We start from the raw sequence: 20,577 nt of genomic DNA, 5'->3' as shown, positions 1-20,577 counted from the left end.
CATAAGTGGAGCAGCATCCTCATCACACCTAGAACAGTATACTTAACCCAGTTAACTCCGATTTTCGATATCTAAAGACAACTTATCCGCACTGGTCCTCAACAGCCATTTTAAGATTAGCAATTAGTGGCCGCAAACTATCTGCCTTTAGTTTTAAAGCCGCTCGGTTAACAACGAAACGAGCACTGGATCGTAGAATCACATCAATCTCTATAAGGTCATTATCTTGTAAAGTACTCCCGGTTTCTACTATGTCTACCACTGCATCAGCAAGACCCGTTATACAAGCCAGCTCAACATTTCCAGCGAGTTTGATTACCTCTGCATTAGAACCAATCCTGCTGAGATATTCTGCTGCAAGATTCGGGTACTTACTTGCGACCCTATAAAGATCACCTATGTCCCCCCTCTTACGAATGAGCGATAACCTACACGCTGCAAATCCAAGATCCACGGGCGCAAAGAGTCGACTCTCCATCTCGCTTAACACATCTTTTCCAACCACTCCGGCGTCTGCAACGCCTAGCTCTACATAAGTGGGGATGTCTCGATTCCTCATCTCGATTAAAATTACGTCCCCTGCGTCATATCGTAAGGCCCGCGAGGAGTCTGCAACGACAATTTTAAGTCCGGCACGCTGGAAAATAGCAAGGCCTTTTTCCATTACCCGGCCTTTAGGAAGCGCCAATGTCAACTTCTCACCCATCATCGCTATTAAGTGCCCTCTCAAGAAGGTCCTTGTCAGGAGGATCAGATATGAGCGACTCAAGAGTGTCTGAAAAGAGATAAGGTATACCGCGATTGGAAGCATCTCGCCTTGCTGCATCAACATCCGAGGTTAGAGCCCGTTGGACGACAAAGCCTGCAGTCCTCAGTCGTCTTGATACCGCATCATCAAGGCTAACAACTAATGGCCTAGAGAGCTCCTTAGATTCTGGCAAAGCAAGCATCAATCTCTCGAGTCCGAAAGAGAAACCTGCTGCATAAGGAAGAAGCGCTCCGTCATACCTACCGCCTCCTAAGAGAGGTTGACCAAAATAAAAAGTGTATGCCCGAAAGGTAACACCAGTGTAATAACTTAGGCGACGGGCCATGCCTAAATCAAGAAGTAGTTCAGAGTCATCCTCGAATTCAGCTAATGTCTCTTCAAGTCGGTCCAATTCCCTCATCGTTTCTTCCCAAGGGGCAGCTCGCCTCGCTTCTTCCAAAACCTGGGGTCTCCCGTAAAGTTCCGTCACTTTGTGAAATGCAGCCCTGAGGTCTGGAGCTAACTGTTGCTCAACAAGTTGATTCTCAATATCGCTGGCATCTTTCCGATCTATAGCATCAGCCAGACGTCCATGCCTTTTCTCAGGGATTTCAGACAGCCGAAGAAGAGCACGCACGAATCCGGGATTCCCAATCTCTACGCGTGGAACCAGATCCACCACACGAACTGACTCCCGAGCTAAATGGATGAGTTCTGCATCAGCCCGAGCATTACTTATACCAACAAGCTCTATTCCTATTTGCGTGAATTCGCGGGTCCGTGCCAGATCCGGATCAATGGCGTGCCATACTCGACCAGCATATTGCAACCTCAAAGGCTCTTTACTCCCAGCCGCGATACGGGAGTGAGAATGACGTACCAAACCTGCCAATGCTGGAGTGAAATCAGACCGCAAAGCCAAGACCCCATTATCTCTATCTGAAAATTTGAATGATTGTGGTTCTCTCGGATGCGCAGGATCGTAGTGTTCCAGCACAGGCAATTCAACTCGGGCATAACCCCAAAGTTCATACAACCGGTGCAATCTGGCAAGCACATTTCCTCTGCGTCGAGCGGAATCAGCAAGCTCGTAGCGCGTTCCCTCAGGCACACCGTGGGTCGATACCCGACTCACAACGGAAACTCACGTTGCACTCGAAAGCTCATATCGGCATCGTAGCACCATCGGAACAAAACGCGTAAGCCATATATGGTCTTAACGAATCAATACCAGGTTGTCACGATGCACTACTTCATCATAGTCCTTATAGCCTAATACATCGAAAATTTGGTGGGTTTGCAAACCAAGAATAAGCTTTAAGGCATCACTGGAGTAGTTAGACAATCCCCGACCAATCTCATGCTCCTCTGAAACGAGGGTGACTGCATCACCAAACTCAAACGAGCCATTTAATCCAATAACACCGCTCGGCAGAAGACTCTTTCCTTCAGAAAGGGCACGTACTGCACCAGCATCGACTAAGACCTGCCCCTGACATGCTTGTTGAGACAGCCATGCCTTCCGAGCTGGCGTAGGCTTACGCGCCCGAATTCGAGTACCCTGCACCTTTCCTCGAGCAAGTGCTTCTAAACCCTCTCCTCCTCCACCTATAATCAGTGTCTCTATACCAGCCTCGGTAGCTATCCGAGCTGCCCCAAGCTTAGTAATCATGCCCCCAGTGCCTCGCTTTGAGCCTGCGGTACCTGCTAGATGTTCAATCTCGCTAACATCTTCGACAATTCCGATTTGCTTTGCATCAGGATTAAGACGCGGATCTGAATCATAGAGCCCTTCAACATCCGTAAGAATTACGAGGACGTCAGCATCCATCAGATAAGCAGTCCAAGCAGAAAGAGTATCATTATCGCCAAACTTCAGCTCCTCCGTTGCAACGCTGTCATTCTCATTGATAACGGGTACAGCCCCTAAACGAAAACTGGCCTCAAGTGCATTGCGAGCGTTCACATACCGCTCTCTCTCCTGCATATCTGATGCAGTAAGAAGCAACTGAGCTACAGGCAGCGGGACAAAAGCCTGCGCCCAATCCAGTACCAACAACGCTTGTCCCACAGCTGCTGCGGCCTGTTTTTCTGGAAGAGTCAAAGGGCGAGTTAAACCAAGACGCTCTTTACCAGCTGCCCCCGCGCCCGACGATACCAAAGCAAATCTAGCTCCATTTTTCTCAGCGAGTATTTGTGATCCTCGAGCAATAGACTGCAATTTCGGCGAATGAATCCGCCCTGATTCATCAGTTAGGCTACTACTCCCAACCTTTATCACTATCCGCTTCCAGGCTTCCACCTTACTCCTCCAAATAACACAGGCAGATGTCGGGGATTAGATCTAGGTCGACCCATAACTTCTTCCCAGATTTCTCAGCGCGCCCCTCTCGCCGTAACCGCTTAAGGTTTGCTTGGACCTTACCCTGAATCCTCCGTAGCAAGGTCTTATCCCATTTTTCACTAGGATCAACCAACGCCAAAAATGCTCGATGGAATGCAGGAAGTTCGTCCAATGGAATCCGCCGTTCAAGCGAGTGCCAATCAACTCGCTGAGGGCTTTTGCTCGCCATGCTACTTATCGTACGACAAGAAGACCCCCGACAAGTCCTTGGTGACTTATAGCGGCACAAATACCCAAGGCACTTGGTTGTATAATTAACACAAAAGCTCAAACAAGGAAACGAATTCTATTATCTGAAATTTTCCATAAAAAAGAGCGGCAACCTTCTACCAAAAGGTTGCAGCGAACGGTAAGGTAATTACGACCTAACGAAAATGTTCATTTTCGACAATCTATCCTAAAAACCATTCTTCCTAAAACTTGGGAATAGGTTGAACAATCTACACATGCTACACTCCGGCTAAATACAGAATGATATGCCCAGTAGACTATAGAGGTTATGCAAAAACTACTAGTAAAACATGTCGGCTCAAAAGGCCAGAGTTAACGTGCTAGCAGTAGCGGGCCCAAATCTTGGGGAACTTCAAAGAACCAGCAGGGCCCCTTAGAGGAGAATTGTAATTATGAGAGTCGCCATCGTAGGTGCAACTGGGGCTGTTGGTCAGGAGTTAATGAAACTCCTCTATGAGCGTTCCTTCCCACTAACGTCTTTGGAGCTTTACGCTTCCGCTCGCTCAGAAGGAAAGGAAATAGTTTTTGATAACCATACCCTTAAGACCAAAACTTTGCCCGAGGATGGAAACTTAAATGCGGACGTTGTGTTTTCATCAGCTGGCACAAGGATCTCACGAGACCACGCTTGGGATTGGTGTGACAACGGAGCAGTAGTAATAGATAATACCAGCGCCTGGCGGATGGACGATCGCTGTCCACTAGTAATCCCTGAAATAAATGGTGAAAATGCTTTAGGTCACTCCGGAATTATTGCAAACCCTAACTGCTCCACAATAATTGCCCTGATGGCACTCGCTCCACTGCATAAAGAATTTGGCCTGAAACGCGCTACTATAGCAACCTATCAAGCAGTCTCAGGTGCAGGAACGGCTGGGATCGAAGAACTCAGGAACCAGTCCTACGCTTTCCTAAGAGGCGAGCAATACCCGCCAAAAACATTCCAACACCCGATTGCCTTTAATCTGTTTAGCCACGATAGTGAGCTAGGGAAGGACGGTTACAATGCCGAGGAACGAAAGTTGTCGCTTGAGTCTCGCAAGATTCTTGGAGTACCTGAGTTAATGATTAGTGCAACTTGTATTCGGGTGCCAGTGTTTAGGGCCCATAGCGAAGCTATTCACGCAGAGTTTTCTGTCCCGGTAACCGCAAATGAGGTCACAAAAGTCCTGACCTCAGCTCCTGGCGTTACCTTGATTGATGATCCAACTAACAACACCTTTCCGATGCCCCTAGTTGCGTCCGATAAAAATGACGTGATCGTCGGTCGTATACGCCCCGATGCTAGCAAACCGGGCGGCATTGCTCTACTTGTTACTGGTGACCAGATACGTAAGGGGGCGGCACTTAATGCCGAGCAAATCGCCGAGGTCCTTCTCTCGGAAGGCGCAATCGGATAACTAATACGAACATTACTCTAACCTCTTGATGTGATACTAAAACATCAAATGCTTACTTTGCACACAGCACAGGATCCTGGCTAAGCTACATGGCACCAATAATCGTAATCGGGGCAGGCTTGGCTGGTTTGGTCGCAGCTCGTACCCTTCAAAAAGCGGGTAAGAAAGTCCTAGTTCTGGAAGCTAAGTCTAATCCAGGGGGCCGGGTTCAGACCCGGAATATTAATGGATTTCGGATCGACCATGGCTTTCAGGTACTGTTCAGCGCTTATCCCGCTGTTCNGAGAAACCTAAATCTTGTAGATTTAGAACTAGTCCCCCTACCACTATCCGCGGTTATAGTAACGGCTTTGGGCCGGGAATTAATTGGCGATCCAGTTCGAGATGCTAGAAGTCTATTGGGAACAATCCGAGCTCGCTCCCTATCAATGGCCGACAAAGCGCGAATNGCTATTTTAGTGGCTCGCCTGAAAACAGTTCCACCTTGGAAATTACTCATAGGACAAGATGAATCTACAGAAAGCTTCCTAAGGCGCCTAGGTTTCTCGAACCGATCACTTGAAACCTTCTTCCGGCCATTCTTCGGGGGAATATTACTGGATAGGACTTTGTCGAGCAGCGCCCGACTATTTCGCTACTACTTTCGTATGCTCATTGACGGTCCAACTGTAGTGCCTAAAGGGGGAATCGGAGTAATAACTCAAAAGCTTTCTGAAGGATTAGATATTTTGACAAAAAGTCCTGTCAGAAAGTACGAAACGGATTCCAAAAAAATAAAGGTTTTTACGGATAATAGCGTCTTCGAAGCAGAGTCATTGATAGTCGCAACCGATCCCAAGGAGATTAAACGTCTTACTGGTTTACGATTTACTACTGAGGCTGTTGGAGCCACCTATCTATATTACGGATCCCGAATAAATTTGGATACTCAATCGCGTCTAATTNTAAATGCGGATAGAGGCATCATTAATAACGCTCTTTGGTCAAGTAATGTCAATCCTGAATTAACACCAAACGGCTTTCATCTGCTAACCGTGACCACATTAGGAACAAAGAGGAGTACAGATGCTGAAATTGATTGTGAGGTTCGTGATGAACTTGCCGCTTGGTATGGGGACAACAGTGTCGACAAACTCGACCTAATTAATGTCGAACATATTCCCTTCGCACAGTTTAAACAGCCACCAAATTTCGTTAACCTTCTCCCCGGAAACAACACCCATGACCCCAGAGTCTTAATAGCTTCAGAGCGAACTAGCATGAGCTCCTTACAGGGTGCCATGGAAAGTGGTGAACGTGCTGCTGCTCACCTTCTAGGTGATACTTCCGGGATGAGCAGAGTACGGGGTAGTTAATCTCTATTACTTTTTAGTTGGTTTAGTCGTCAATTCGACCCATATACCGGTAAATCCAGTAAGCCCCTAATTCTCGAACAATAAGGTCAAGATCCGCAAGAGCAGATGCCACATTAATGCTGGGAGCAAAACGGATTTTTCCCGTTGTCCGATAATCTACTGGATAGGGTATAAGTTGCCAGCCCTGAGTCTGAAACGTGGCCAATGACCTGGGCATATGGAGTGCACTAGTTACAAGGATCCAACTTGCATTAGGTTTTGGTTGCAAGACCTCAATAGCACGCAGGGCATCCTCATAAGTACTACCTGACTCGCCGATAAAAGTTGGATGGCGGTCCTGAAAGGCTTCACCAAAGAAGAGGCTTTGTGGGTCAGCGTAAGTCTGGAAATTATCAATTAACTGATCCGCAAATACGCCCGTGAACACAAGTTCGGCCTGAGGGTAACGCTGCCCGAGTGCTGCTGCAGCTGCCAAGCGCTCACCACTACCATTCAGAGAAAGCTGACCTCGCGCCTTGGTAACACGCCAATCGAGTGCCCCGCCAAGAACAATAATTCCATCGACTCTATCTGGTAGGCCTACTTGAGGCGAAATCTGACCCTCTAGGACGCCACCGAGAATCTCATCAATTGGCAACACCACTACTACCAAAACAATCGTTATGGTAAGACCAAGTGAAAACCTGGAAAGTGAATACCACTTGACCCGAGCCAGTATCAGAGATGCTACTGCTAGCAAGGCTAGAAGAGTNCTGGGCTGCAACANCCACCAAATGAGCTCTAGCATAACCTCGAACCTTTTCGCCTCAACCTTGACGTCCTTCCCTTATACTCTTAACGGATAGCACAGTTGGTCGGTCCTTGGGTGAAAACAGCCCGGACCTGAAAGGTGAGAGCATGAAAATAGCGGTCATAACAGATTCGACTTGTGATCTAACAGACGCTGAACTTCGCGATCTAGACATTCGCCGAGTACCACTGTACATAGAATTCGAAGGTAAAACACATCGGGATTGGGTAGACATTAGCGCCAGTGACGTAATCCGGGGAGTAGAACTGGGTGCTGACCTTCCCACAACCAGCCAGCCCACCCCAAAGGACTTCGAAGACGCATATGCAGCAGCNGTAACTGAAGGGGCTGAAGCGATTATCTGCATCACCATTAGTTCCGACCTCTCAGGAACTTTTCAATCTGCAAATATTGCCGCAAATACCTCCCCGATTCCCGTAACAACAATCGACAGTCGGCACACGAGTCTTGGCTTAGGCAATATGGCCCGCAAGGCCGCTGAGTTAAGGAATAACGGTGCCACGATCGAGGAAATTCTTGTAGCTATCGAAAACGTGCGCAGCACAAATCATGTTCTCTTCACAGTAGCTAACCTAGAATTTCTACAGAAGGGTGGTCGCCTAGGCCGAGCTAGCGCTTTGGTTGGGGGACTCCTCAACATCAAACCAATTCTCAGTCTAGATGAGGGGACTATAGTCCCACTAGGTAAGGCACGGGGTAACAAACGCGCTCTACGAGAGGTAATTGGTCACATTAAGGACTACCAAAAACTTCACCCAGGCACCCTAATATTAGACATTATTCATGTTGAGGATGCTTCAGCAGTTGATAGGATAAAGATAGCTCTTAACGAGGCAGGGATTGAGTACACAGGGGGTCGTGTATACGAAATGGGAGCAGTATTAACCTCGCACATTGGCCCAGGGTCTTATGGAATTTACTTACATACGGAAAAAGATTAAAGCTTTTGGTGTACTATCCCAATGCCTCGATACACTAAATGAGTTAAGACGCACACGGTTATACGGCTATTACAAACCTACATATGATCTGTTGGTCATGCAAATTTAATCACTGGCTGGGAAAAGTAAAAATATTCCAACAGTTCAGTCCGACCGAGTCTCTTAGCGTCCGTTTGTACTTAGTGATTCGCAATACACCGGCAAGTAATCTTATCCTCTCTGACCATCTATAACTTGACTACTCGTCAATTAATTTAGTTATGGTGCCTATTTTTAAAGTAGCAGACTTTAAAGAACCAGTCATTAAAGCGATATTCGTGTTAACAAAAAGAGAGACAATCCGTCTACATTTCGTAACCTCCGTCCTGTGTTACATTGTGGTCTTGATGGTGCGATTGGCAGCAAAAANCAAAATGATGGTTTATGGGGAAATGTATTGATGCGGAAACTTGTCCGGATTCTTCCCCTGTTCGTACTGATACCTTTACTAGGAGCCTGCTCCTTGAACGGCCCTCAATCNATTTTCGAGACTGCCGGGCCCGTGGCAAGACAACAGGTGGACCTACTAATCTTCACCTATTACCTAAGCTGGTTCGTAATTATTCTNGTGGCTGGAGTTATGATTTACGCTCTCGTGCGTTTTAGAAGACGCCGAGGAGATGANNCGATCCCGACACAGACCCACGGCAATCCTGTGCTAGAGATTACTTGGACAATTATTCCAATCATCCTAGTTGTTCTAGTAGCTATTCCTGGTGTACGGACAATTTTCCGGACCGAAACGATCGCTAAACCCACACCCGATGACGTCATCATCAATGTTATCGGACACCAATGGTGGTGGTCATTTGAATACCCCGAACTCGGCATCCTCACAGCTAATGAAATCCATATCCCTGAGGACCGTCGCATTATATTGAATATGACTTCGGCTGATGTACTGCATAGCTTTTGGGTTCCTCAGATAGCAGGAAAGCGCGATCTTATCCCGAACCAGAACAACCAACTCTGGTTCATTGCTGATGAACCGGGAATTTATCGATCTCAATGTGCCGAATTATGCCTGGGACCTCACGCCTATATGAGGGGTCGTGTAATTGTTGATACCGAAGATGACTTTACCGCCTGGGTAAACAAATTCCAGGCTGTGCAGAAGAACAATGCGCCATCCAATCACGGTGCGGCGACAACATCAGAAATCCAGTGGGGACAGCAACTTTTTGGCCAAAAGTGCGCAGCATGCCATAGCGTAGCGGGATTTGCAGAGGGTACTACGGTGGGTGAGGCCATTTATCCAAATCTGACTAATTTTGGACTTCGTACGACAATAGGTGCTGGGATCCTNGAAAACAACGAGGATAACCTCGCTCTTTGGTTACGAGATCCACAAGCTGTAAAACCAGGCAACNGAATGCCTAATCTTTGGTCTATGTCGAACCCGAATCGTGAGAAGGAGATTGCAGCAGTTGTAGCGTACCTCCTAAGCCTTGGCAAAGAAGATCCACTCTCGGCGCATGTGAGCGCCAGGTAGATGAGGGGTTGATTACATGACCTACGGAAAGCAATCTACTCGTTCCGTCAGTGAATCTACGGGCTTGCTAATCCGTCCCAATTGGGATCGGGGTATCCTTAGTTGGCTTACAACTGTCGACCATAAACGGTTGGGAATCCTGTACATCCTTACCAGCACATTTTTCTTTTTGACCGCAAGTGTCGAAGCGTTCGTTATGAGACTACAGCTTGCTCGCCCTGAACAAAGCCTAGTCTCCCCAGACCTTTATAACCAGTTGTTCACAATGCACGGTGTAACTATGGTGTTCCTAGCTATCATGCCGCTCGGAATAGGGTTAGCCAATTATTTCGCACCACTAATGATTGGAGCCCGTGACCTCGCCTTTCCAAGGCTTAACGCCTTTGGTTATTGGGTATANGCCTTCAGCGGTATTTTACTTCTTTCGAGCTTCATCTTCGGCGGTGCACCTGATGTTGGCTGGTTCGCTTACGCTCCACTAACATCACTATCGAACAATCCAGGTAATGGTGTTGACTACTTCATGGTTGGCCTTCTAATAAGTGGCGTGGGTACTTTAGTAACTGCAATGAACCTCATAGTCACGATCGTCAGCATGCGTGCACCAGGCATGACTTGGTTCCGAATGCCAGCTTTTGTGTGGATGATCTTAATCACGATGTTCCTAATCGTGTTCGCTTTTCCCCCATTGACCATTGCCCTATTCCAAATCCTTATGGATCGTACCTTTGGTACGCTTTTCTACGATCCAGCAGGCGGAGGAATGGCGATCCTGTGGCAACACTTATTCTGGATCTTCGGCCATCCAGAGGTTTATATAATTATCCTCCCAGCCTTTGGCGTAATTAGCGAAGTCATTCCAACCTTCAGCCGCAAACCTCTTTTTGGTTACGCCGTTATTGTCTTATCTGGTATCTTCATCGGATTCCTTGGTTTTGCTGTGTGGAGCCATCATATGTTTACTACTGGTCTAGGTCCGGTAGTCAATGCTGCTTTCACCCTGACGACCGTGGTGATAGGTATTCCAACAGGGATCAAAGTGTTCAATTGGCTGGCCACACTTTGGGGAGGAAAAATTCAATTCACCACATCAATGCTATTTGCTCTAGCCTTTTTAGTAACTTTCACATTAGGGGGAATAACAGGAATCATGTTAGCCCTACCTCCCTTCGATGCCCAGGCGCAAGACAGCTATTTCGTGGTCGCTCACTTTCATTACGTTATGGGAGGTGGGGCTTTACTAGCCTTCTTCTCTGGGGTTTACTACTGGTTCCCGAAAATGACCGGACGTCTACTTAACGAGCGAGTTGGCAAATGGGTATTTGCACTCGTAGTTGGGGGTTTTCACCTAGTCTTCTTCCCACAACATTTTGTGGGTCTATTAGGGATGCCACGACGCGTGCAGAGTTATGAAGCAGGTCTGGGTTGGGAAATTTATAACCAACTATCTACTGCAGGAACCTGGATTATGTCGGTTGGAGCCCTAATCTTTTTAATTAGCATTTTTCAGGCATTTAGAAATGGCAAACTAGCAGGTAATGACCCATGGGATGGGCGTACCCTCGAGTGGAGTACAACATCACCACCCCCTTACTACAACTTTGTTAAAGATCCCGTTGTCACATCTCTCGACTCATGGTGGGCTAAGAAGTATCCAGAATCTGTCCACGCTGATGTGGACCACCAAGCTGAAGCTGAGGCCAACCATCAGGCCGAATACGGGGGAGCCGGCATCCACATCCCAGGTCAATCTTGGTTCCCGTTCATAGCCGCTATCGCTATTTTCTTCGGCGGCTATGCTTTCATTTACGACAATTGGTGGCTAGCTCTACTACTTCTAGGAATTCTCTTAGTGAGTTGTTACGCTTGGGCATTAGAAGGTGTAGGAGGCAAACACATTAATCCGGAGTCAGAGGGAATCGCATGAGCGACACTTCAGCAACCAGCCACGTTGCACCAAAAGCCTATCGCAGCAGTCCATTACCGGATTTAAAGCTATTTATGTGGCTGTTCCTCGCCTCAGATTGCATGTTCTTCGGTACGCTAATCGGTACCTACCTAGTCTATAGGGGACGAAGCCTTCAGGGTCCATTCCCTATCGATGTACTAGACATTCCCATAACCACCGTAAGCTCCTTCGTACTACTAATGTCCAGTTTCCTAATGGTTTTGGCGCTTCACGCGTTACGTTCTGGCAACATACCTCGTTTCAGATTATGGACCTTTGGAGTCGCATTTTTTGGTGCCATCTTTCTTGGCTTCCAAGTTTTTGAATTCAGTACGTTTGTTCAGGAAGGACTCACTCTTAACCAGAACCTATTCGGGTCAACATTCTTTGTGCTCACCGGAACCCACGGTATACACGTAACCATAGGAGTTCTGATGCTTCTATCAATTCTAATCCTCTCCTACGTAAAACCAATGACCAGTAAGGATTCCTTATTCCTCGAAGTTACTGGTCTCTATTGGCATTTCGTAGATATCGTCTGGATCGTAATCTTTACAGTAATTTACCTAGTTGAGTTCGCGTGAGTTACCCATGAGTGAACACAAAGGAAGTTCAGTAGCAACTTACACCTTGATTGCACTTGTCCTGGGTGTAATAACGTTCATTGAGTTTGCAGCTATTCAATGGCGCCCCGACTGGCTTTCAACAGGCTGGTTAGTGTTTTGGCTCATCGCACTCTCAGTACTAAAATTCTACCTTGTCGTAGCCATCTTCATGCACCTCAAGGACGATGAAAACACGTACTCCGGATTCTTCACAACCGGTATGGTTCTTGCTCTTGGTACCTTTGTAGTCCTTGGTTTTCTATTCACACTTCGAAGCGTGCTACCAGTTTGGGCTAACCACAACGCACCTGAAGTAATTACGGGTAAGGACAGTCACAATGAAGAGCATTCAGGTGGGCACGGCATTCCGCACGAAATTTCGGAAGAGACAATAGCCACGATTGAAACTGACGGTTATTCGCGTCCACTTCAAGTAATCCTAGATACTCCTCGCCCTAAGAACCAAGGTGCCCTCAAGATTACCCCGCCAACTCCCAACACCGGTGGCTTTGATATCAACTTCAAACCTCATTTACCTGAATTGCATAAAAACCAAGGTCCAGAAGTTAACAATTCTTCTACGCCCGCACAAAATGGAGATGAAAGTAAAGAAGAAGCGAAGCAACCAATCAGCCATAATAATGTTGCTAACTTCGATAGTGCTTTAGCTCTTAAAAGCTTTAATGAAAATTGCTCAGCTTGCCACCAAAATACTGGCCTTGGACTACCTGGAGTTTTCCCACCTCTAGCGGAGCACGTAGCTAATATATATAACTCCAGTGGTGGCCGCGAGTACCTTATCCACGTTCCTCTTTTTGGGATCCAGGGACCTATCGAAGTTTTGGGCAAAAACTATAATGGTGTTATGGCGGGGCGTCAAATGGTCTCTAACGAGGATATTGCTTTGGCTCTAAATCACGCTGTCACTTCCTGGGGAAATCTTGAAAAGTTAAATACGTTTAGTCCATTTCTCCCGAATGAAGTCGCAAAGATTCGTGAGAAGTCCCTCTCGGCTTCGGACGTGTATGAATTACGACAAAGCCGCCAAATACCATAATTCCCAACTAACGATTCGTATGAAACCTTGCCAGTACATATGGCCCCACTATAGGTCTCGTTATAAACCTCTTATGAATGCAACTACGCCAAATGGCACTATAGCCCCATCTTCGATCGAACAAAACGCTTTGAATTTGCCAGCTGACGTATCGTAATTATCATGCCCGATCTATTCCTTACCTGGCAACTAGACCCAGTCTTACTTGGCGGTCTACTGACACTTGCCTTTAGCTATACCTTACTAATCGGTCCCCTTCGCTCTCGTCTAGCACCAGCAGCGCCGGTTCCTTGGCGTAAGGCATTATTTTTCTACGCTGGAATAGGGGTAATGTATTTGGCTGAAGGTTCTCCCCTACATGATCTTGCAGAACGGTATCTTTTTAGTGCCCACATGCTACAACACTTAATCGTTAATTACTGCGTGGCAAGCCTAATTATCTGGGGACTTCCCACTTGGATACTTCGCCCAATGCTCCTTAATAGTGCAATTGCCCCAATTTCTCGATTTATTACCAAACCACTAGTAGCCCTGATACTGTTTAATCTTCTCTTTTCTGTTTGGCATATTCCTGTGATTTACGACAGCGCCCTTCAAAACACCAACTTACACCACGTTGAACATCTAATATTCTTAGGCATCTCAGTATTATTCTGGTGGCCTCTCATGAGCCCGCTACCTGAGTTACCTAGAGCCAGTGGCCTAGTACAACTCCTCTACTTATTCGCTACTCCTCTCCTACAACTCCCGTTATTTGGGATGGTGACTTTTGCTGGCCAGTCGTTGTATGAGACTTATTCTGCAGCCCCTCAAATATGGTTGTCACCGGTGAACGATCAGGCAGTAGGCGGTGCGTTAATGAAAGTTTTAAGTCTGTTTGGTTATGGTATTCCTTTCATAATCATTTTCTTCCGCTGGTATCGAGAGGAACGACATTCGGGACGACGCAGCTCCTGGTTTTCTCAAAGGCCTAAAACCTCATGATCCGGGCGGTTGTCTTTGACTGGGGTGGGGTGTTTACCAATGGAACGTTTGACAGTAGCGCGGTTCGTAATCTTGCGAAACTGTTCTGCGTTACGGAAGAGAAAATCGCATCGACCTACTTCCCACTAATGGCAGAATTCGAGATTGGTTCTTTTGATATGAAGAATTTTCATCGCCTCTTTAGCGAGCATTCGAGTCTTGAAAGCGACGTAGGTATTTTCAAAAAGACCTTTCTTAGCTCCGTTGTTGACCGTCCAGAAATGTTTAAGGTTCTAAATGGTATCCCTGACACTTACTTATTAGGAATGCTTTCTAATAATGTTCCTGTCCTTTGTGATCAGGTTAGAGACGATCCTCGTCTAAGTCGTATAAGTCGGCGTAACTTCGTGTTCTCTAATGAAATTGGTGTTCGCAAGCCAGATCCACTAGCATTTACTCACCTAATTGACGTTCTTGGGGTACTACCAGAAGAAGTCGCATTTATTGACGACAACGACATAAATATTTCTGCATGCAACAATATAGGCTTTACCGGTATCCATATCCCTAACTACGAGACTTTCCGGGTGAATTGGGACGTTGCCTTGCCAGAGGTATTAATCACATGACCACTCGAATCGACCGTAAGGCAACCAAGATCCTTCAGGGTTATCTCTGGCACCCTATCGAGTTAGAGATAACCCTAACCAACTATGTCCCAGCTACTCTCGATCCAGACATCCACATACTTGTTGATGAAATGCCCCGGGCACCCTTTGTCTTCTTTGATGACGGTACCCTCACCTCAAGTCAACAGTTCTACCAGTTCACTGTGCTGACCATTGCACCAACGACCGAAGAGCCATCCCGATTAGTCCCATGGTTAGCAGAAACACTCCAATCTGCCCTTGAAAAAACACCTGAGGGTGTTGGTTGGCAAATCATGGAAGATTTACGAGAGGTTGGGTAATCGACCCAGTTACCTCTCTATTAAGCACCTAGAAACGGTACCATCAATCATGCGTTACCCTTTCCTGCTATTCGATGCTGACCACACTCTCTTCGATTTTGACCAAGCTCAAGATCGCGCTTTAAAAAGCACAATTGTTGAGCTACACGGTCATTTCGACGCTGATTACTTTGAGGTTTATAACGAGGTAAACCGTCGTCTTTGGTTAGCCTTTGAGCGGGGAGAGATTATTCAGCAGGACATCAAGGTAAGTCGTTTTGAACATTTTCTAGAAAGGACAGGTTTACCCCTTGACCCTTTTGAGGCCAACGCTACCTATTTAAATCACCTATCCGAAGCCACGTTCCTGCTCGATGACGCCCTTGAAGTTGTGCAGGAATTAGCTGTTGACCGTAAGTTACTAATAGTTACTAATGGACTTCGCGAAGTGCAAAGACCACGTTTTACTACCTCAGCTATCGCACCGTTTATAACGGGGATCGTGGTATCAGACGAGATTGGTGTCGCCAAGCCAAACCCTGGTATCTTTGATGCCGCTTTCGAGGCCCTAAAGCAACCGGCAAAGAGCGAGGTCCTTATGATTGGAGATAGCTTAACTTCAGATATGCGTGGGGGAATTGATTACGGGATCGACACCTGCTGGTTCAATCCTACTGGTAATCAAAACGTCCTCGAATTACCGGTTACGTACGAGATTCGTGATCTCTGGGCCCTCTTTTACCTTCTCGACAAAAACCCACCTTAAATCTATTATCTAAGGAGTAAATATAGCTCAAACATACAGACTTGCATCGTCTTAATAACGAGTCTCTTTTTCCAACTCTGCAGCTGTAAAGAAGTGCGCCTTAGGGGGACCTTTCAGTAAGAAGCTAATTGGATTCCTCGGGTGTAGGATTTTGCGGAATCAAGTGAACATCCGTCTGAGGAAACGGGAACGAAATACCCTCTCGATCAAAGTGTTCCTTAACAGCTTGAGTTAGATCGAATCTTACTTTGAGTAAATTTGTACGATGTACCCAAGGGCGCACTAAAAGGTTGACTGAACTTTCCCCTAACGATTCGAAAACGACTAGGGGTTCTGGCTCCTTTAGGATCCGATCGTCTGAATCAACGATTTCTTGAAGGATCTCAAGTGCCCTATTGGCATCATCTGCATAACCAATTCCAAATATGAGATTAAGACGCCGATTTTCGTTCGCCGTAAAGTTCTTCAACTCACTTCCCCAAATCTGAGAATTAGGCAAGTAAACAGCAACTCCATCAAAAGTCTTTAGCCGGGTAAGGAATAGCCCAATATCCTCGACTATTCCGACAGTGCCGCCGACATCCACTGCATCACCCAACTTAAAGGGCCGTAACCCGAGTAGCATCACACCAGAAGCTACATTGGATAATGCTCCCTGAAGAGCAAGACCGATTGCGAGCCCAGCAGCACCAAGAAGTGCCACTATGCTGGTTGTTTCAACACCAAACCGGTCAAGCACAGCCAGAAGCGTTAGTACTATGACAGCAATTCTTACTACACGTGCCATAACACCACCAATGGTGTTATCAACACGGTCCACTCTTGCTACAACCTTCCTAACAAGACCAGCGAGCCAGCTAGCTGCTACCCAGCCAACAACCAGGGTGATGATGGCCCCAAGAACACGAGAACCCCACATGATCGCAAGCGAGCCGATAAAGTTTAGCTGTTGCCCATCTATACTTAGATCCACGATCTTTCCTCCATAAACGTAGGGGTCTCTAGATTTGGTTTTAACACGCCCGAGTGGTTGTCACCTAGGTCACCGGTCTTCGGGGTAAGTAATGACTCTCTTCTCATCCGAGAAAATATAGCCGAGATTGCGAGCTAACTGCTCGTGGTAGAGGGGATCATTACCGTACTCCAGAATAACCTTGAGTCCGTTCAGTTCGTATTCCAAAGTATTTATCTCCACCTCGAGTTGAGTCAAAGCCTTCTGAGTAGTATAAGCTCGGTAGGCTTCGATACCGATCATTATCATGGCATGAAAACTACCAATAACAGCAAGGACCACTAGTAGCAGAGAGCCTCCCCATCCGCGGTCTACTGGTTGTTTATTTTCACCCTCAGGGGTGGATTCTTTAATTTCTGAACCGGTGTGTGATTGTATCGTCATTTCAACACATTCCAAGCCCAAGTCGACAACCCATTTTAGTCTGACTAGCGAGTTTCAAGTGACTCTCTAATAGGTTCTTCAAGCGTTTAGCTAAGATGACCATTAATTTGATTAAGCAACTGGGGTGTTGTTGGCGATCTATCCACACCTGGTTGGAAATGACGAGAAATGAAATAGGACGTCGGCTAACCATAATATCATCAGAGGCTTCTCTCCCTACCTTCAGTAGGGTTCTAAACCTGTACTTTCGTATTGAGTGAACCAGCCACCTTGAAATTATTTTGGTAAAGATCAGGGACCAGGCAGAGTCGTAATGACTATTGCTGAGGACCGACATGTATCTGTAGTTTACCAACCTACTTGGCAATACTAACGTGAGCAACTTAATCCATGAGTTACCTTCGGTAAGAACCCTGATCCTAAAAAACACTCTATTGGGGATCTAATAAGGAGCTGGGATTAACCTTCATGACTTCTAGGGTCGCCCTATCTAGAAACACAAGTTGACCTCGGGCATGACTCTTCTTTAACTAGCAAGCTAAATCAATGTTATTACGGAGTTTCCAACACATTTAATCGCGTAAATCCGTGTACATACTAACCAAATGACTAATTTGTTCTCTCCGTTGTTGCTTCGCAGCGTTGAACTGCGTAATCGGATAGCTGTTTCTCCCATGTGTCAATACAGTTCTAAGGAAGGTTTCGCTAACGAGTGGCACCTCGTGCACCTGGGAGCTCGTGCTGTTGGTGGGGCTAGCCTGGTATTTACTGAAGCTACAGCAGTTGAGAAAGACGGCCGGATAAGCCCACAAGACCTGGGGCTTTGGACCGATGATCATGTGGCCGGGCAAAGATGTATTACTACTTTTTTGAAAAACCAGGGTGCTTCACCTGGAATCCAACTGGCTCATGCTGGCCGCAAAGCAAGTACTTTCCGGCCTTGGGGTGATCGTCAGGGTGTGATATTCCCGAATGAGACTGCTGGCTGGCAACCAAAAGGACCAACCGCAACGCCGTTTGAGAAGGGTGATCCTACCCCAATGCCACTTGGTTCGGAAGACATTGGTGCGGTAATAACCGCATTCCAGTCAGCAGCAGGACGAGCGCTTGATGCAGGATACGAAGTAATAGAAATTCACAGTGCCCACGGCTATTTGCTACATAGCTTCTTATCCCCACTCACTAATAATCGCAAAGATAATTATGGCGGTAACTTTGAAAACCGCACCAAACTACTGCGGGAAGTAATATCAGCTGTTCGTGAGGTTTGGCCAGATACCTTACCGCTGTTCGTAAGATTGTCCAGTACGGATTGGCATCCTGATGGCTGGGATATTGAAGATACTCTCCACCTAGCTAGGAAGCTCACGGAGCTGGGTGTGGATTTGATCGATTGCTCCTCCGGTGGCATAGCTCCTGGCATTTCGATTCCTGTAGAGCCTGGTTACCAGGTTTGTTTTGCTGAAAGAGTGCGAAAAGAAGCAAACATTGCATCGGGTGCTGTAGGCTTGATTACCGATCCTAATCAGGCTAATGAGATTTTGGTCAAGGGAAAAGCCGACCTGGTTCTTTTGGGTCGAGAGTTCCTGCGAGACCCGTACTGGCCTCACAAAGCTGCAAATTCTTTAGGAACAGACCTTGACCATAAACTTCGTCCTCCCCAGTATCGTCGATCTTAAAACTGATACAAGTTTCTCTAAGTAAAAACAGATGTCTGGATACGCTATATGTTACTTGATTACGCAATCTCTATCTTAGTTATTCATCTAAATTAAGGTTGATCTAGCCCAACATATTCACGGTCAATCATGCCTCTGAGGTTCGCGCGGAAGCGGAACATGAGGCATGATTATTTCACGCCGCTTCGGTGTAAGACGTTCAAGCAACTCCGGCGAAACCCCATAACCACGACGAAAATAACCCCAAGAAGGGCCATACCGGTAAACAATATTACGCCGCTCACCAGCATTCACCCGCTCAGCTGAACCGTGGCTAATGGTGTCAACAAACAACAGAGCATCACCAGCCTTCAAGTGTATCTCGACAGCGCCATCAACACCATCGACCGATGCAGCTTCACCGTGCATTCTGTGTTTTTCTATTGCTGGATGCTCAAAATTCGACTTATGGCTACCCGGAATTACCATAGTCCCACCATCACCAGGACCAATATTATTTAACGCGATTAAGATATTCACCTGACCAACCATGAAACGTCCATGTTGGAAAAAAAACTGATTCCGCTTTGCAGCCGCATGTCCGCCCGAATGCAAACCGATAGCCTCACCAGGACCTCGTAAGTTAGCGAAACACTCATCAATAAAAAGAGGACCATGATTGTAATCAAATGTGCCCTCACCGCCAACAAAATATTTAACCTTCTCGATCCACGACGGGTGATCAATAAGCCTCTCAAAAGACTCACCACCCTCGTAAATCTGCTGCAAGTTCAAACCATCATTATCTCCAAAGTTATGACCATGAACGTAACCGCGCCACTCACCGGGTTTTAACGGCAATAGGGCATCAATATCACGGTTCAGCGCACTGACCTCAGCCACCGAAAGAGCTCCCTCTAAAACAAGAAACCCATGGAGATCAAAAAGGTAAATCTCTAGATCTGAAGGACTACCGCCTTTTATGTCCATCTTGCTCAAAATCGAATTGGCCTTATCTGACATCATTACCTTCCTATCAAGAACTGAATAACGTTGGTTGGGCTTCCGGCTTTTCCTCAACCGGAAGGGCTCGAACCTCATGAAATTCTAGCTTAAGGGCTTGCAGCCTCTCCAAAGCTGGTTTTGTAATCGCAGGTGCAGCAAGAATTCCTCGAACATCAGTACCACCGATTTCTCCAATTCGCTCAACGTAGCGCATTAGTTGATAAACAGCTTCCTGTGTAGCTTTACCGCGTTTAAGCTCAATCACCACTAAACGACCTTGGCTATCACGAGCGTAAAGGTCGATATCACCTACTTCAGTGGGTAGCTCAGCATCTATTAGGGTCAGGCCAGCCTCAATAGCTTCTGGATTCCGGGTTAAAGCCTTTTGCATCTCGGCTTCTGACCCGAATAAAACGAAACCGCTAACCTCATCTAGCTCAAGCGCCTGAGCTAAAGCCGGTTCGAGAAAAACCACCCGCACCAACTCAGGAGGGTTAAAGCGCTCACTTAGCAATACGGCACGTCCGTCCTCAATTAAAACTTGGGTATCATCAACTTTTGGTTGCCAGTTGATCGGTTTAATCCCTTTAGCCCCATGCACCTGTAAACTACCGTCACATTTAACTAACACTAGAAAATCGCCAGCTTCCGCGACACTAGCAGCCCGACCTTGATAAAAAACCTCACACTCACTCAACACCTGTATGAGACAATCACGATTTCCTAAATGAGTATTTAGAAACTTGAGTAGGTTCTCGGGCGAGGGATCCGTTAAGGCTTCACGGAGCACAAGGTGGTCCTTCTAAGGA

At 46.7% G+C, this 20,577-nt stretch carries 22 protein-coding genes; 12 read left to right on the top strand and 10 right to left on the bottom strand.

The annotated features are described in order from the left end of the window. Window positions 1-82: 82 nt before the first annotated feature. The 4 genes from CMO31_01640 to CMO31_01625 all read right to left on the bottom strand — a co-directional run bounded on the left by CMO31_01640 (window position 83) and on the right by CMO31_01625 (window position 3,321). Complete coding sequence (locus CMO31_01640) at window positions 83-709, bottom strand: ATP phosphoribosyltransferase (protein MAZ52702.1); 627 nt, start codon at window positions 707-709, stop codon at window positions 83-85. After that, window positions 699-1,883 (bottom strand): ATP phosphoribosyltransferase regulatory subunit, encoded by a 1,185-nt coding sequence (locus tag CMO31_01635; GenBank protein ID MAZ52701.1) that lies wholly within the window; start codon window positions 1,881-1,883, stop codon window positions 699-701. The genes CMO31_01640 and CMO31_01635 overlap by 11 nt, the downstream gene beginning before the upstream one ends. Window positions 1,884-1,964: 81 nt before the next feature. Continuing rightward, window positions 1,965-3,065, bottom strand: coding sequence for a glutamate 5-kinase (proB, locus tag CMO31_01630; GenBank protein ID MAZ52700.1), 1,101 nt, complete (start codon window positions 3,063-3,065; stop codon window positions 1,965-1,967). Further along, window positions 3,052-3,321: a hypothetical protein gene (locus CMO31_01625; GenBank protein MAZ52699.1), complete on the bottom strand. Its 270-nt coding sequence runs from the start codon at window positions 3,319-3,321 to the stop codon at window positions 3,052-3,054. Before CMO31_01625 ends, proB begins: the two co-directional genes overlap by 14 nt. A 454-nt stretch (window positions 3,322-3,775) precedes the next feature. Here CMO31_01625 and CMO31_01620 point away from each other — a divergent pair, with 454 nt between their 5' ends. Further along, entirely contained in the window at window positions 3,776-4,783 is a 1,008-nt protein-coding gene (locus tag CMO31_01620) for an aspartate-semialdehyde dehydrogenase (protein MAZ52698.1), read from the top strand. A gap of 89 nt (window positions 4,784-4,872) precedes the next feature. Next, window positions 4,873-6,138 (top strand): amine oxidase, encoded by a 1,266-nt coding sequence (locus tag CMO31_01615; GenBank protein MAZ52697.1) that lies wholly within the window; start codon window positions 4,873-4,875, stop codon window positions 6,136-6,138. Between the two features lie 22 nt (window positions 6,139-6,160). Here the strand turns inward: CMO31_01615 and CMO31_01610 are convergent, their stop codons facing one another. Further along, complete coding sequence (locus CMO31_01610) at window positions 6,161-6,925, bottom strand: hypothetical protein (GenBank protein MAZ52696.1); 765 nt, start codon at window positions 6,923-6,925, stop codon at window positions 6,161-6,163. Window positions 6,926-7,035: 110 nt separating this feature from the next. On the opposite strand from CMO31_01610, the gene CMO31_01605 reads away from it, so the two are divergent. The 9 genes from CMO31_01605 (at window position 7,036) to CMO31_01565 (ending at window position 15,709) form a co-directional block, all read left to right on the top strand. After that, the gene (locus CMO31_01605) at window positions 7,036-7,890 is read left to right on the top strand and encodes a fatty acid-binding protein DegV (GenBank protein ID MAZ52695.1); all 855 of its coding nucleotides are present in this window, start codon (window positions 7,036-7,038) and stop codon (window positions 7,888-7,890) included. Between the two features lie 367 nt (window positions 7,891-8,257). Then, window positions 8,258-9,421: a cytochrome c oxidase subunit II gene (coxB, locus tag CMO31_01600; protein ID MAZ52694.1), complete on the top strand. Its 1,164-nt coding sequence runs from the start codon at window positions 8,258-8,260 to the stop codon at window positions 9,419-9,421. A gap of 16 nt (window positions 9,422-9,437) precedes the next feature. Further along, window positions 9,438-11,348 (top strand): cytochrome c oxidase subunit I, encoded by a 1,911-nt coding sequence (gene ctaD / locus CMO31_01595; protein ID MAZ52693.1) that lies wholly within the window; start codon window positions 9,438-9,440, stop codon window positions 11,346-11,348. A 74-nt stretch (window positions 11,349-11,422) separates the two neighbouring features. After that, the gene (locus CMO31_01590; GenBank protein MAZ52692.1) at window positions 11,423-11,953 is read left to right on the top strand and encodes a cytochrome oxidase subunit III; all 531 of its coding nucleotides are present in this window, start codon (window positions 11,423-11,425) and stop codon (window positions 11,951-11,953) included. Between the two features lie 7 nt (window positions 11,954-11,960). After that, entirely contained in the window at window positions 11,961-13,031 is a 1,071-nt protein-coding gene (locus tag CMO31_01585) for a hypothetical protein (protein MAZ52691.1), read from the top strand. 162 nt (window positions 13,032-13,193) lie between these two features. After that, window positions 13,194-14,015 carry a hypothetical protein gene (locus CMO31_01580; protein MAZ52690.1) on the top strand — a complete coding sequence of 274 codons (822 nt, stop codon included), beginning with the start codon at window positions 13,194-13,196 and terminating at the stop codon, window positions 14,013-14,015. Further along, on the top strand, window positions 14,012-14,623 hold the full coding sequence (locus CMO31_01575) for a hydrolase (protein MAZ52689.1): 612 nt from the start codon (window positions 14,012-14,014) through the stop codon (window positions 14,621-14,623). Before CMO31_01580 ends, CMO31_01575 begins: the two co-directional genes overlap by 4 nt. Continuing rightward, window positions 14,620-14,964 carry a hypothetical protein gene (locus CMO31_01570; protein ID MAZ52688.1) on the top strand — a complete coding sequence of 115 codons (345 nt, stop codon included), beginning with the start codon at window positions 14,620-14,622 and terminating at the stop codon, window positions 14,962-14,964. Before CMO31_01575 ends, CMO31_01570 begins: the two co-directional genes overlap by 4 nt. Continuing rightward, the gene (locus tag CMO31_01565; protein MAZ52687.1) at window positions 14,957-15,709 is read left to right on the top strand and encodes a noncanonical pyrimidine nucleotidase, YjjG family; all 753 of its coding nucleotides are present in this window, start codon (window positions 14,957-14,959) and stop codon (window positions 15,707-15,709) included. Before CMO31_01570 ends, CMO31_01565 begins: the two co-directional genes overlap by 8 nt. A 124-nt stretch (window positions 15,710-15,833) precedes the next feature. Here the strand turns inward: CMO31_01565 and CMO31_01560 are convergent, their stop codons facing one another. From CMO31_01560 to CMO31_01550, 3 genes are all read right to left on the bottom strand, one after another. Next, window positions 15,834-16,682: a mechanosensitive ion channel protein MscS gene (locus CMO31_01560; protein ID MAZ52686.1), complete on the bottom strand. Its 849-nt coding sequence runs from the start codon at window positions 16,680-16,682 to the stop codon at window positions 15,834-15,836. A gap of 69 nt (window positions 16,683-16,751) precedes the next feature. Next, window positions 16,752-17,105: a hypothetical protein gene (locus CMO31_01555; protein ID MAZ52685.1), complete on the bottom strand. Its 354-nt coding sequence runs from the start codon at window positions 17,103-17,105 to the stop codon at window positions 16,752-16,754. Between the two features lies 1 nt (window position 17,106). Then, window positions 17,107-17,442 carry a hypothetical protein gene (locus CMO31_01550; protein ID MAZ52684.1) on the bottom strand — a complete coding sequence of 112 codons (336 nt, stop codon included), beginning with the start codon at window positions 17,440-17,442 and terminating at the stop codon, window positions 17,107-17,109. 268 nt (window positions 17,443-17,710) lie between these two features. On the opposite strand from CMO31_01550, the gene CMO31_01545 reads away from it, so the two are divergent. After that, a complete protein-coding gene (locus tag CMO31_01545) occupies window positions 17,711-18,784 on the top strand; it encodes an oxidoreductase (GenBank protein MAZ52683.1) in 1,074 nt (357 codons plus the stop codon). Between the two features lie 123 nt (window positions 18,785-18,907). Here the strand turns inward: CMO31_01545 and CMO31_01540 are convergent, their stop codons facing one another. Together CMO31_01540 and CMO31_01535 are read right to left on the bottom strand one after the other, a co-directional pair. Further along, entirely contained in the window at window positions 18,908-19,864 is a 957-nt protein-coding gene (locus CMO31_01540) for a hypothetical protein (GenBank protein ID MAZ52682.1), read from the bottom strand. After that, window positions 19,800-20,558, bottom strand: coding sequence for an endonuclease NucS (locus tag CMO31_01535; protein MAZ52681.1), 759 nt, complete (start codon window positions 20,556-20,558; stop codon window positions 19,800-19,802). The genes CMO31_01540 and CMO31_01535 overlap by 65 nt, the downstream gene beginning before the upstream one ends. Between the last annotated feature and the right edge of the window lie 19 nt (window positions 20,559-20,577).

The sequence above is a fragment of the Trueperaceae bacterium genome (assembly GCA_002707365.1).
Lineage (GTDB): Bacteria > Deinococcota > Deinococci > Deinococcales > Trueperaceae > UBA6957.
Note: the sequence above shows the minus strand (reverse complement) of the source record. Positions and strands in the feature narration are given on the sequence as shown.

Bases quoted from the DNA above. Each gene is read 5' to 3' on its own strand.
- CMO31_01640 (MAZ52702.1), bottom strand. From the start codon at position 709: ATGATGGGTGAGAAGTTGACATTGGCGCTTCCTAAAGGCCGGGTAATG.
- CMO31_01625 (MAZ52699.1), bottom strand. From the start codon at position 3,321: ATGGCGAGCAAAAGCCCTCAGCGAGTTGATTGGCACTCGCTTGAACGG.
- CMO31_01620 (MAZ52698.1), top strand. From the start codon at position 3,776: ATGAGAGTCGCCATCGTAGGTGCAACTGGGGCTGTTGGTCAGGAGTTA.
- CMO31_01590 (MAZ52692.1), top strand. From the start codon at position 11,423: ATGTGGCTGTTCCTCGCCTCAGATTGCATGTTCTTCGGTACGCTAATC.
- CMO31_01585 (MAZ52691.1), top strand. From the start codon at position 11,961: ATGAGTGAACACAAAGGAAGTTCAGTAGCAACTTACACCTTGATTGCA.
- CMO31_01580 (MAZ52690.1), top strand. From the start codon at position 13,194: ATGCCCGATCTATTCCTTACCTGGCAACTAGACCCAGTCTTACTTGGC.
- CMO31_01575 (MAZ52689.1), top strand. From the start codon at position 14,012: ATGATCCGGGCGGTTGTCTTTGACTGGGGTGGGGTGTTTACCAATGGA.
- CMO31_01570 (MAZ52688.1), top strand. From the start codon at position 14,620: ATGACCACTCGAATCGACCGTAAGGCAACCAAGATCCTTCAGGGTTAT.
- CMO31_01555 (MAZ52685.1), bottom strand. From the start codon at position 17,105: ATGACGATACAATCACACACCGGTTCAGAAATTAAAGAATCCACCCCT.
- CMO31_01550 (MAZ52684.1), bottom strand. From the start codon at position 17,442: ATGTCGGTCCTCAGCAATAGTCATTACGACTCTGCCTGGTCCCTGATC.
- CMO31_01545 (MAZ52683.1), top strand. From the start codon at position 17,711: ATGACTAATTTGTTCTCTCCGTTGTTGCTTCGCAGCGTTGAACTGCGT.
- CMO31_01540 (MAZ52682.1), bottom strand. From the start codon at position 19,864: ATGAGGTTCGAGCCCTTCCGGTTGAGGAAAAGCCGGAAGCCCAACCAA.